Annotated in this window: 9 protein-coding genes; 6 read left to right on the forward strand and 3 right to left on the reverse strand. The window is 58.5% G+C overall.

The annotated features are described in order from the left end of the window. Positions 1 to 69 precede the first annotated feature (69 nt). A complete protein-coding gene (locus tag HUU46_13980; GenBank protein NUM54750.1) occupies positions 70 to 741 on the reverse strand; it encodes an alpha/beta hydrolase in 672 nt (223 codons plus the stop codon). A gap of 215 nt (positions 742 to 956) precedes the next feature. Then, positions 957 to 2738: a thiamine pyrophosphate-binding protein gene (locus HUU46_13985; protein NUM54751.1), complete on the reverse strand. Its 1782-nt coding sequence runs from the start codon at positions 2736 to 2738 to the stop codon at positions 957 to 959. 143 nt (positions 2739 to 2881) lie between these two features. On the opposite strand from HUU46_13985, the gene HUU46_13990 reads away from it, so the two are divergent. Then, complete coding sequence (locus HUU46_13990) at positions 2882 to 3742, forward strand: UbiA family prenyltransferase (protein NUM54752.1); 861 nt, start codon at positions 2882 to 2884, stop codon at positions 3740 to 3742. A gap of 22 nt (positions 3743 to 3764) precedes the next feature. Then, the gene (locus HUU46_13995; GenBank protein NUM54753.1) at positions 3765 to 4529 is read left to right on the forward strand and encodes an SDR family oxidoreductase; all 765 of its coding nucleotides are present in this window, start codon (positions 3765 to 3767) and stop codon (positions 4527 to 4529) included. A 295-nt stretch (positions 4530 to 4824) separates the two neighbouring features. Here HUU46_13995 and HUU46_14000 read toward each other — a convergent pair whose 3' ends face one another. Further along, a complete protein-coding gene (locus tag HUU46_14000; protein ID NUM54754.1) occupies positions 4825 to 5610 on the reverse strand; it encodes a hypothetical protein in 786 nt (261 codons plus the stop codon). 272 nt (positions 5611 to 5882) lie between these two features. Between HUU46_14000 and HUU46_14005 the strand changes: the two genes are divergently transcribed. The 4 genes from HUU46_14005 (at position 5883) to HUU46_14020 (ending at position 12435) form a co-directional block, all read left to right on the forward strand. Further along, positions 5883 to 7100, forward strand: coding sequence for a hypothetical protein (locus tag HUU46_14005; GenBank protein NUM54755.1), 1218 nt, complete (start codon positions 5883 to 5885; stop codon positions 7098 to 7100). 498 nt (positions 7101 to 7598) lie between these two features. After that, positions 7599 to 10190 carry an ATP-dependent chaperone ClpB gene (gene clpB / locus HUU46_14010; GenBank protein NUM54756.1) on the forward strand — a complete coding sequence of 864 codons (2592 nt, stop codon included), beginning with the start codon at positions 7599 to 7601 and terminating at the stop codon, positions 10188 to 10190. 442 nt (positions 10191 to 10632) lie between these two features. Further along, a complete protein-coding gene (locus HUU46_14015) occupies positions 10633 to 11709 on the forward strand; it encodes an ankyrin repeat domain-containing protein (GenBank protein ID NUM54757.1) in 1077 nt (358 codons plus the stop codon). Between the two features lie 249 nt (positions 11710 to 11958). Then, positions 11959 to 12435 carry a type II toxin-antitoxin system VapC family toxin gene (locus tag HUU46_14020; protein ID NUM54758.1) on the forward strand — a complete coding sequence of 159 codons (477 nt, stop codon included), beginning with the start codon at positions 11959 to 11961 and terminating at the stop codon, positions 12433 to 12435.

Genomic DNA, 12435 nt, shown 5'->3' on the forward strand with positions numbered 1-12435 from the left:
CGATGATCAGATTCACAATCCATACGTTTTCGGGATTGAAATTCAGGCGAACGCTGTCGAGATTGGAAGTCACTTTGCGTACGGCTCCGCCAACCTGGGGAACAGGAGCGCTGCGAAAGTCTCGACACGGTCCTTGAATTCCTCCTGCGCGATCCAGAACGCGTCATGACCCCCGCGCATGCGTACTAACGTTTTTGGTTCATTTGCCAACTCAAACAACCGTTGCCCCTGCGCAAATGGCACTTCGTGATCGTCCACGCCGTGCATTATGAGCACGGGACAGGTCACGTCCCTGATTTTGGCAGCATTGTCGAATCGGTGTCGGAGCAGCAATCCCACCGGCAATAGCTTCATTCGACGTTGAGCGACATCGACCAGGCTGGTAAACGGGCTCATTAGGACGAGAGCTCCGGGTCGCTTGCGGTGCGCGATCTCAACACTTGGGCCGGTGCCCATCGATTCGCCAAATACGAGTATCTCGTTGGCGCCGTATTCCTTCGTGTCGGTGAGATACGACCAGGCTGCGTTCACATCTTCAAAGCAGCGCTTTTCAGATGGTTCGCCCGAGCTGTTCCAGTAGCCGCCGTATTCGTACATGAATACGTCGAATCCCAAGTCGTGAAATGCCTTCCCCATTTCGAGGCGTTCGGCCATGGTCTGCCCAAGTCCATGCGAGAACAACACGACACCGCGCGCATTCTCGCGAGGGAGCAGCCATGCCTCGGACGTGTTTTCGCCCACACGAAGCGTGACGGTTTCGCAGAATTGAAACCCGACGTCCGAAGGTTTTCGGGTGCTGACAGGTCTCTCCGGGAACAAGAGGCGGGTTTGATATACATATGCTAGGGCGACGGCGCCAGCGTAAAGTAAGACCAAGAATCCAAGTACGACCGCGATTGCCTTACGAATCCAGCCCCCTCGGTGTGGTGTGTCGTGCTCGCCCATGGTTGCGCCAACTACCGTCCTGCGGGTTCCTGGTGCATGTCCTTGAACGCTTTGAGGCTGGGGGCCCACATGTGGGCGACGGGATCGACGTCGCAATGGATGACAGAACAGACGCCGGACGAAAGGGACCGTTCCAACGCGGGCTTGAGTTGATCGGGCGCATCCACACGTTCGCCGTGGGCGCCCATGCTTTCGGCCAGTTTGTTCCATTGGATTTCGCCGAGATCGGAGTTGATGGAGTCTAATGGGCCAAGGGTCTCGTTCAGCGGCGCGAGCGACGTGAATTTCTGGCTGAGTCCTTCGACGATCTTTCGGTATTTCTGCAGCGTAAACTGCTGGTTCATTTTCACCATGCCCCATTGCTTGTCGCAACAGACCAGGTAGGTGACCGCAAGTTTGTTTCGCACGGCGGTTTCGATCTCCTGCGGCTGGAAGCCCATCGCGCCGTCGCCGATGACGCAGTAAACCTGGCGGTTCGGCGTGGCGACTTTTGCGCCGAGCGCCTGCGCGACGCCCGCACCGAGCATGCCGAATTTCGCGGTCTGGAGAATGGTGTTGGGCGATGTGACGGTGCGGTAAAAGTTGGTCCATACGGCGGTGTTGCCGCCATCGATAACGCAAATTGCGTCCTTGTCGTAGATTAGTTCGCACGCGCGGGCGACGTGGCCGGCGTTGAGGTTGCCCGCGAGCCGTTCGTCGAGTTGCGCGCGGTGCGCCGCGCGCATCGCCGCGTACCTGGAGACCTGTTCGCGCCGCGCGTTGCGTATTGAATCGCTCAGTTTGCCTTTAACGGCGTCGATGAGCGCGCGCAGAAAGAGCTTTACGTCGGCGAGTACGGCTACCGCGGTCGGCTTGTTCAAGCCGAGGATGTCCTCATCGATGTCTACCTGTATCATTTTCTGTTGCGCGGGCTGACGCCAATAGGGGGCTTTACCCCACCAGTCGGTTTCGCCGAGGCGCGAACCCAGCGTCAACACAACGTCCGCGTCGTTGCGCACGCGGTGGTTCAGTTCGACGTGAATCATCGAGATCGCGAGTTCATGGTCTTCGGGGAAGATGCCGCGCGCGGCCCAACTCGTGGTGACCGGTGCGTGCAGGCATTCGGCAAGTTCCTTCAATTCGTCGAATGCGAGCGCGTGGATAACGCCGCTGCCCGCGTGGACGATTGGAAGCGACGCGTTAAGAAGCAGCGCGGCGGCCGCATCGACTTGGGATGCGCTCGGCGCGATCGGTTCCGTGCGCCGATACTGCGCCGGTTCCAGAAACGGCGGGGCGGCGTCATCGCCGTTCATGATGTTTTCGGGCACGTCGATGTGGACGACGCCGGGCCGCCCCTGGAACGATTTGCGGAAGGCGCGCCGAACCAACTCCGGCACGCGCGCGAACGACGGCGCGGCGCCGCTCCATTTCGACATGGGCTTGATGACACCGACTTGATTGAAATACTGGTAGGTGCCGCCACGATCCGGGTAGCCGATACCCGTGCGGCGCGAGCTGGTGATGAGGAGGACACGATTGCCCTCGCCGTTTTCAACGGCGACACCCGGCAGCACGTTTGCGACGCCGGGCCCGTTGCTGGCCATGCAAACGCCGAGTTTGCCGGTGATGCGCGCGTAGGCGCCGGCCATGTGCGCCGCGCTCGTTTCGTGGCGCGGCGTGATGAGATCGATGCCGTACTTGCGCAGACTCGAATAGAAACCGAAGTACGTGCCGTCGATGATGCCGAAAACTTTCTCGACCCCTTCGGCCTTCAACATGCGCGCGATGACATCGCCGCCCTTGAGATTTTCCATTGTGGGGACCCTCGACCCGCTGGGGCCGCATTGTGCTGTGGGCCGGGCACGCAGTCAAGCCAACGGTGTTCCACGCATCTGTTAGGATACGCGCCGGCAGCGGTGTGGGTTGGGTGCGGGCACGGGCGAGGTGGGCAAACGATATGCGGTTTGGCCTTTGGCTTAAAGTTGCGCGGCCGGGGTTTTGGACCACGTCCATCTGGTTCTATTTGCTGCCCGCGGGCGGCGCGAACGTATTCGACTCGATTCCTTTTTGGATTGGGATTGTGTACGTAACGTTCCCGCTTGGTTTGATGATTTATGGGTGGAACGACATCGCGGACTGGGCGACGGACCGGCAAAACCCGCGCAAGGATTCCTATATATTCGGCGCGCGGCCGACAGACGCGGAGCGCGCGATTTTGCCTATTGGCATTATCCTCGCGCAGATTCCGTTCTTTGTGTACTTCACTTTCGCGGAAGGCGTGAAGGCCATTGGCCTGATCGCCGCACTATGCGCCGCCGTCATCACCTACAATGGGCCGCGATGGGGATTCAAGAACTGGCCCGTTGTCGACTTGCTCAATCAGTCGGGGTATTTGCTCGTTTTCGTCTTGAGCAGTTGGTTGAACGATGTGCAGCAATTGCCCTGGCAAGCGTTCATATTTGGTGCGGCGTTTGCCATGCACTCGCACCTCTTTGGCGCGAGCATGGACATCGAACCGGACAAGGCGGCGGGACGAAGAACGACCGCGGTGTTGCTCGGCCGGGCGCCTGCCAAATTCGTTGTTGCGATCATGTTGGCCTCAGAATCGGCGTGGGTCTATTATTGGTTCCGTGAGGGCATCACGACGGCTGTTCTTGCGCTCGGCGCGGTGTGGTTTGTTGCGGACGCACTTGTGATGTGGAAGGCCGCGCCGTACAGCGCGCGAATGGCCAAGACATTTCTACTGGGCTGGAATGCCGCGGCGGTGCTGAGCGCGCCGTGGGTGTGGCATTCGGCTGCGTTCGTTCGCATTCGCTAGGGCAAATTGGGAAGGCACGAATATGGCGTTCGACGGTAAATGCGTGATTGTGACCGGCGGGGCGCAGGGCATCGGCATGGCAATCACGCAGACGTTCGCGCGAGCCGGCGCGCACGTGTGGGTCGCGGACTGCGATCCGGAGGCGGGCAGCGAAATCCAGCAGACGATGCGCACCGAGGGTCTTCACGTTACTTCGTTGGTGTGCGATGTCGCCAGCGAAGACGACATTCGCGAGACAGTTCACAGCGTTGTGACGAAGTCGCGGCAGATCGATGGTCTGATTAATGTCGCGGGTATTGGCTGGACTGGTGGGCTGTTCGATCGCTCCGCCGCGGATTGGGACAAAGTGATCGACGTCAACCTGCGCGGCCCGTATCTGTTCGCGCGGCACGCCGCACCGCACATGCCGCCCGGAAGCGCGATCGTGAGTATCGCGTCGACGCGCGCCCTGATGTCCGAACCAAACACCGAGCCGTATTCCGCTTCAAAGGCTGGACTAATCGGACTGACGCATGCGCTCGCGGTTACGCTGGGGGATCGCGGCATCCGCGTGAACGCGATCAGTCCCGGCTGGATCGATGTGTCGGCGTGGAGAAAGTCGTCGCTTCGAAAGCAGGCCGCGTTGAGCGAACGCGATCATCGACAGCATCCGGCCGGGCGCGTCGGCACGCCGGACGACATCGCGGGACTTTGTCTGTTTCTGGCGGATTCGACGAAGTCCGGCTTCGTTACCGGGCAGAATTTTGTCGTCGATGGCGGTATGACCAGGAAAATGATTTACGAGTAGTCGTCCTGCGACTGGCGAGGCCCCTGGAATTAAAGGTAGAGCAAAGCGGAGCTCTTCAAGCGCGCGTTACAAAGCGGGAAACTTCGGGACGAGAGGCACGTCCAGCTTCGGAACAGCAAATAGGCCACGGCGGGTATCGTAGGTGCTACTGCTACCTCCGATACCCGCCTCGACTATAGCTATCATCGAGGCGCCAATTCGCGCTCGCGCCACGCACACGATGATATGTGGGTACGCGCCTCCAGAGCCCGGGTCCCAAGCTTCTCATCAAGAGCCCGTTTGCGGCTCGCCGGGTCTACTCATTGAATTTGGGAACGGAAACGGCTGGCATTCCCGGGGCCGGGCTTGCGTTTGCGCTCCCGGGTGTGGCCGTGAGTCCCGCGAACGTAAGGTCGCTGATTTCGGTTGCAGATAACGTGTAAGGGCCTGCGTACGGCGACACGCCGTTGCCGAGAACATCCGATTGTATCCACACCGTCGGATTACCGGGGTCGCGCATAATGTAGTCGGGCGAGAACCCTGGGAAGATCGGCAGCACCGTCCCGCCCAGATCGTCGGCGTGGGGGAAGTCGCCGCCGCCGCTATCCTGGTTCGTCACGGCGTCCAGCGTTGTCGTCCACGGGAGCGCCACGTCGATCGTTCCGTCGTTATTCGTGTCGAGATCGAAACCGATGCTTCCGGTGAAGTTTGTTACCAATGCGAGAGTCGTCGTGTTGTTCTCAAGGCCGTTCGATCCGACAAATGTATGGACCACAATTGAAGTCGCCGCATCCGCCGCGGGTACGAGCGGCGTTGACGCGCGAACGAGCAACAGACCGTTCGTCCCGACCGTTCCGGCGCTGGACAGATCGACTGCGTTCAGAATCTGCCCATTCGTTCCGCCGTTGCTGTCGATCTCGAGCAACCAAACGTTGGCGACGCTCTCGCTGGGGTCGCCCTTGATTTCCACGAATTCGAAGCCAGTGTCACTGCCATCCGGAACGTTGAACAGGGCTTCGTTGAGTACAAGCGCCGCAAACGACGAATGGGCCACGCCAAGAAATAGCAGCAAACTCATCGACATACGAACACGGTTTCGCATAAGCCGTCTCCCAATAAAGTTTGAAAAGCACCCGAGCGGAATGAATACCCTTAGCCCCACAGCCAAGAAACTCGCGGAGACGTTAGTCGGCGCGCATTAAATCGGAGTTAGGTCGTGGTTAGGAATCCGGCCGGCGACGAAGAAGAAGTACTTAACCAAGTTCTAATCGATTTGAAACAATCGGATATGCGGTGTGCGGGCGGACCGGGCGATGCGCTACGATTGGCGGAACACACAATGTATCGATTTCGCGCAGTGCGCAGGGGGCGTTAATGCGAACAATCTTGATGGCGTGTGCGGTTTGCGCGGCTACCATCGTTCAGGCGCAAGAGCCGCAACCGAAGTACGTTGCCGACTGGCGGGCGTTTGCCCAGACGGTGGACGATACGTATCCATTCTTCGATCTGAAGAACATTCGCGGCGAGTGGGACGCGGCCAAGCCAATGCTGGAAGCGCGCGCGAATGCCTGTGCGAGCGACGGCGAGTTTCTCGGGGTTGTGACGGATGCGTTTCGCGTGCTGCGCGATTCGCACATGCAAATCGCGGATGCGCGCGTAGTGCCGCCGCAACCGGAGCCCGAGTATTACCCCGCGATTAGCTTCATGCCCGCCGCAGAGAAGAAAGTTGTCGTCATGTTCGCGAACCCGATCCTTGGTGAGCTCTCCAAGATTGGCACAGTGATTACGCAGATTGACGGGACGAGTGCGTACGAGTATCTGGAAAGGCACGCGGAGGAAGAGTGGAAGCATTCGCTTGCGTCGTCGCCGCAGCGGGCGCGGTTGCACGCATACAGGATTCCGTTGCGCGGGAAGCAGGGCGAAACGCACACGATTCGCTATCTTGCGAGCAGCGGGGAGAGGGAGGTTTCGGTGACGTGCGACACCGAGGCGCGCGGTTGGCCGCATACCTACAACTTTCCCGAAAACACGATGGCCTTCGGCCGGTCGTGTTTCTTTAAGAGGCTGGACAGCGGTGTTGGATACTTGTACCTGCGGCGCGTGGATCAGGGTGTCGCGGAAGGCGTCAAGCAGGCGCTCGAGCGCGTGACGGATACGAAGGGATGGATCGTAGACCTGCGCGGAAACGGCGGCGGGGGCTACGACGAGGCTCTCATCGCGAATGTGAAGTCGATTCCCAGGCCCGTCGCGGTGATCATCGACGCGGGCTGCATCTCCGCGGGCGAAACGCTTGCGCGCGATATCGCGGAGCACACGGGGGCGCGCATCTTCGGTACGAAAACGGCGGGGTCATCCAGCGCGAAACGGAAATGGTCGTTTCCGTCAGGCGTCGCCAGCGTGATCATGGCCACGCGCAGCCGCGTGCGCGCCGACGGCAAGCCGATTGAGTTTAATGGTATCGATCCGGATGTCATCGTCGAGCCGGTTGCGGAGGAGGTGCAGCAAGGGAAGAATACGGAGATACTTCGCGCGGAGGCATTTCTCGTAACTGCGGAGAACAGCTCCGGGCGTAATGAGACTTTGACGAACTGACCGGCGCCGTTATGGGTTGTTCATGAAAACAATGTCGATAATGTCATGAAATACAATGTACCAAAGAAGGCTTGTTATGAAATTCCAGATTTGAATCAATAGACTTGGCATTGTTGCCTCCTCGCTTCACTGCGCATCGCGATTGTGCCAGGCGCCGCATGCACGTGGGCGATCGCTCTAACGCTCCCGGCGCAATACAGATTTCTGCGCATCAATTACACCGGACTCTTCCTCCAAGGCCTGACCGACGTCAGCAGCAAACGTTGATATACATTAACTCGGTCTCCCGTGCGCAGGGAATGCGCGAACCAGCAACTCGGGACCCGATTTGGGTAAACCTTCGGCCCCAGATGTGTTTAATAATAGACCGGGTATGGCCGAAATTGAAACAGTTGGCAGTGTACACTTTACATAACTCGTTGGTTTGCCGTCGTTGGAAGTTGGTACGGCTTTTGCCTTTGATTCGGTGAATTCGTCTGTCAAAAGGAAATTGCCGAAATGCGTTTGGACAAATTGACCATTAAAGCCCAGGAAGCGCTGGCAGAAGCGCAAGACCTCGCGTCGCAGAAGGGCAACCCGGAGTTGACTCCGCTGCACTTGCTGGATGCTTTGCTCGCGCAGGAGCGGGGCGTCGTTGGCTCGATTCTTCAGCGGATGGGCGTGCACGTAGACGCGGTGCGCGGGCAGGTGCAGCAGCGCATGGCGCAGTTGCCGCACGTCAGTGGCGCGGCGGGCATGCCCGGTCTCAGCACAGCGGCCCAGCGCGTGCTCGACGCCGGCTGGAAAGTCGCGCAGCAACTCAAGGACGAATACCTCAGCACCGAGCATATGCTCATCGGCATGATCGACGTTCGAGGGGATGCGGTGTCCGAGATTCTGAGGTCGGCAGGCGTGACGCACGATGCGGTGCTCGCGGCGTTAAAGGACGTGCGCGGTACGCAGCGCGTGACCGATCCGAACGCCGAAGAAACGTACGAAGCCCTCGCGAAATACAGCCGCGACCTTACGCAACTCGCCCGCGCCGGCAAGCTCGACCCCGTTATCGGGCGCGACGAGGAAATTCGCCGCGTCATTCAAGTGCTGTCCCGCCGCACGAAGAACAATCCCGTGCTCATCGGCGAACCCGGCGTGGGCAAGACCGCCATCGTCGAGGGTCTCGCCCAGCGCATCGTCGCCGGGGACGTGCCCGAAAGTCTCAAGAACAAGCGCATCGCGCAATTGGACCTCGGAGCCCTCATCGCCGGGTCGAAATTTCGCGGGGAATTTGAAGACCGCTTGAAGGCCGTCCTGCGCGAAGTGCAGGAAGGCGAAGGCAACATCATTCTCTTTATCGATGAATTACACACGCTCGTCGGCGCCGGTGGCGCGGAAGGGGCGATGGACGCGTCCAACATGCTGAAACCGGCCTTGGCGCGCGGCGAACTCCACTGCATTGGCGCAACCACACTCGACGAGTACCGCAAGCACGTCGAAAAGGACGCCGCGCTCGAACGCCGCTTCCAACCCGTCTACGCGGGCGAACCGGACGTCGAAAGCACGATTGCGATCCTGCGCGGCCTGAAGGAGCGCTACGAGGTCCACCACGGCGTACGCATTCAGGACACCGCGCTCGTGGCGGCGGCGGTTTTGAGCCACCGCTATATCAGCGACCGCTTCCTGCCGGACAAGGCGATCGACCTGATCGACGAGGCTGCCTCGCGTCTGCGCATCGAGATCGACTCGATGCCCTACGAAATCGACGTGCTCGATCGCCGCATCCGCCAACTCGAGATAGAGCACCTCGCGCTGAAAAAGGAAACCGATAAGGCGGGCCGCGAACAGCGCGAAGGCATCGAGCACGAACTCGCCAACCTACGCGAAGAGTTGAACGCGAAGAAGGCCCAGTGGCAGGCGGAAAAAGACGTCATCGAGCGCATCCGCAAGATCAAGAATGAAATCGACGAGGCCAAGCGCCAGGAAGAAATCGCCGAGCGCGCGGGCCAACTCGATAAGGTCGCGCAATTGCGCTATGGCACCATCGCCGAGCTGCAGAAGAGAATCGAGGCAGAAAACAAGCACCTCGCCGAAGTACAGAAAAAAGGCAGCTTCCTCAAAGAGGAAGTCACCGAGGAAAACGTCGCAAAAATCGTCGCGAACTGGACCGGTATCCCCGTCACCAAAATGATGGAAGGGGAGATGCAACGGCTGCTCAAGATGGAGGAGCGGCTTTCCGAGCGAGTCATCGGACAAAAGGACGGCATCCGCGTCGTGTCCGACGCCGTGCGCCGTGCACGCGCCGGTTTGAAGGAGCCGAACCGGCCCATCGGTTCATTTATCTTCCTCGGTCCAACCGGCGTCGGTAAAACCGAACTTGCCCGCGCGCTCGCGGAGTTGTTGTTCGACGACGAAAACGCGATGGTCCGCATCGACATGTCCGAGTACATGGAGAAGTTTTCCGTGTCGCGTCTCATCGGCGCACCGCCGGGATACGTCGGTTATGAAGAAGGCGGACAGCTCACGGAGGCCGTACGTCGCCGCCCCTACAGCGTCATCCTGTTCGACGAGATCGAGAAGGCGCACCACGACGTCTTCAACGTCTTGCTGCAACTACTCGATGACGGCCGCGTCACCGACAGCCAAGGCCGCACCGTGGACTTCAAGAACACCGTGGTCATTATGACCTCGAACATCGGCAGCGAAGTGTTCCAGGAAACCGACGGCACTTACGACGAAAAGGTCGAGCACGTGCTCGGCGTGCTCAAACGGCACTTCCGCCCCGAGTTCGTAAACCGCATTGACGACATCGTCGTGTTTCACCCGCTCGAACGTGAACACATCCGCAAGATTGTGGACGTGCAGATCAAGCGCCTGCTCAAACGCGTCGAAGATAAAAAGATCGCCATCGAACTCACGGACGCCGCGCGCGACATCCTCGCCGAGCACGGCTACGACCCCGCGTTCGGCGCCCGCCCCCTCAAACGCGCCATCCAACGCATGGTCCTCGACCCGCTCGCCATCGAAATCCTCGAAGGCCGGGTGAAGGAGGGCGACTGGGTGTTGGTGGATGCAAATGGGAAGGAAGGCTTATCGCTCGCGCCGAAAGCGGCGTGACCTAATCGACGTTGAGCGCCTAATGCGTATTAGTACACAGAGCCACTTTGTGCTTTAATATATCCCCATGGGCGATCTGTTCGGACTTCTGCTCGTTTTGGGGTACTGGACACCAATTCTTGTACCCATCGCTATCGCCGTCTTGCGAACCCGAGGAGGGCGCGCGGCTCAGCGAATTGCGGCCGCGCTAATTTTGTTGCCTGCTGCGGTCATAACTCCGCGAGCGACATACTTCATAGTCACGTTTGATGACCATTTTGACCGAATTACGTTTTGGCGCACGATGACTGATGGCGGCGTTGTTTTTGCATTTGTGGTCTTTTGGACGTTGGTAGCGTTCAATCTAGTGATCTGGCTCGGTTGCGGAAGGGCATCAAGATATTGGCCTGCTGTTCCCACGCATTTCCGATGTATGAATCGGCCGATTATCTGGAGCGTTATCATGCTCCTAATTCTGACAAGCGTGCCCACCATTTATCTTAAGCAGTACGTCACGCTCGAAAAGGCGGTACAATCCGGCAATGTTGAATTAGCACGAAAACGGCTCCAATTCAATCTATTGGGTGTTGGTGCACGCAACGGTTACATCATGAGAATTTCGTCAATAGGAACAATTCCGGGTCCGCTAATGCCAGTTGCGGCGCAAACCGGAAATGTGCAAATGGCACGACTGCTAATGGCACATGGCGCGACCGCGGACGACAGGAACCAATTTATGTCGCCTCCCGTGACCGAAGCGGCCATGAAGGGGCATGCAGATATGGTTGAGTTTCTCTTGCAGAATGGAGCTATTGCAGACGAAGCATGGCCAGGCTCGTACAATGATTATCCAAGGATTGTCGAAATCGTGCTGGAATATGGCGGGTCACCTGACTTGGGGCTGCGCTCCGCTGCCACTGCAGGCTCGATCGAATCGTTGGAGTTGTTGCTCGACAAGGGCGCGGACATCAACTATGTGGACGCAACTGGATACTCAGTGCTTGACTATGCAGGTAGCGCGCATGTGTCCGATGCTTTTGATTTTATCCTAAGCCAAGGAGGCAAACTGCACAATCTCGGTCCTGCAGTTAGAACGGGGAATCTGCGTGTAGTGAAATTGGGATTGGACCAAGGCGTAAACCCCAATGGACAACCCGAAGGCGATTATACTTTTCCGCCGCTAGTCGAGGCGATGATGTATCTCACGGTGCATGGGGATGATGGACGCCTAAATAGGGCTGCGACGCCGGACGTCTATTTATCAATAGTAGAGGCGTTGTTGCGTGCGGGTGCCGATGCCAATATTGACAGTAAATTTGGCACACCCTTGAGCGTGATCGTCGGTGCAGCTTTGTCGCTGGAAGAAGAACGGGAATGTTTAATGCCGATGCTAATTAGCGCTGTAGAACTTCTCGTTGCTTTCGGCGCCGATCCTACATGCATCCCCTCAAATTCGCAGGAGCAGTATTCACCCTTGGAATTGGCACGGACCTTTGGTAGACGCGAACTTCTCGACGCGATGACAGCCTCTATTCCCTAACTGGGTCAAATGTAAGCAGGCGTGTAAGCCGAATTCTGTCTAGGGTCTTGCGGCCTTGAGACGGCCATTCATTTGGGGCGCGCGTCGCCGCGCGCCTCAAGCTTCCTACCCGGGAGCGGAACGGGCCGTTCCATTTCACCCTTGCCGCACGCGCAGTAAAGCAGCCAAAATCGAAGAATTTCCGAAACTCAAAAGCGTCGAGTAGTATGGTGGGCACATGAATTCGAGTCGAACGAAACGATTCCTGCCGTGAAATCACGGGTCTACATCGAATCGACTATCTTCAGTTACTTGGCTGCGCGCCCGAGTCGCGATCCTATCATCAAGGCACACCAGGTCATTACGCGGCAGTGGTGGGACACGCAGCGCAAGTATTTCAAATTCGTGATCTCGGAGCAGGTCCTGCGAGAAATCGAGGCTGGCGATCGAGCCGCCGCAAGAAGGCGGATCGAGTTGACAGTCGGTATGCCTGTTCTTGACGTTAATGACGAGGTGATGGCGTTGGCCCGGCGCTTGGTGTTGAAGCGTATCGTGCCGGCGACTTTCATGGGTGATGCAACCCATATTGCCGCCGCCACAGTGTATGGCGCTGCCTATCTTGTGACGTGGAATTGCCGTCACATTGCAAACGCTGAATTGAGAACGGCAATTGACAGGTTGTGCAGGAATGGCGGGTACTCCCCGTGTATAATATGTACGCCAGAGGAGTTGATAGTCGATGAATAA

It is taken from the genome of Candidatus Hydrogenedentota bacterium (assembly GCA_013359265.1).
Classification (GTDB): Bacteria; Hydrogenedentota; Hydrogenedentia; order Hydrogenedentales; family SLHB01; genus JABWCD01.

Coding starts and splice junctions, on each gene's coding strand:
- HUU46_13985 (NUM54751.1), bottom strand. CDS start 2,738: ATGGAAAATCTCAAGGGCGGCGATGTCATCGCGCGCATGTTGAAGGCC.
- HUU46_13990 (NUM54752.1), top strand. CDS start 2,882: ATGCGGTTTGGCCTTTGGCTTAAAGTTGCGCGGCCGGGGTTTTGGACC.
- HUU46_14015 (NUM54757.1), top strand. CDS start 10,633: ATGCTCCTAATTCTGACAAGCGTGCCCACCATTTATCTTAAGCAGTAC.
- HUU46_14005 (NUM54755.1), top strand. CDS start 5,883: ATGCGAACAATCTTGATGGCGTGTGCGGTTTGCGCGGCTACCATCGTT.
- clpB (NUM54756.1), top strand. CDS start 7,599: ATGCGTTTGGACAAATTGACCATTAAAGCCCAGGAAGCGCTGGCAGAA.
- HUU46_14000 (NUM54754.1), bottom strand. CDS start 5,610: ATGCGAAACCGTGTTCGTATGTCGATGAGTTTGCTGCTATTTCTTGGC.
- HUU46_13995 (NUM54753.1), top strand. CDS start 3,765: ATGGCGTTCGACGGTAAATGCGTGATTGTGACCGGCGGGGCGCAGGGC.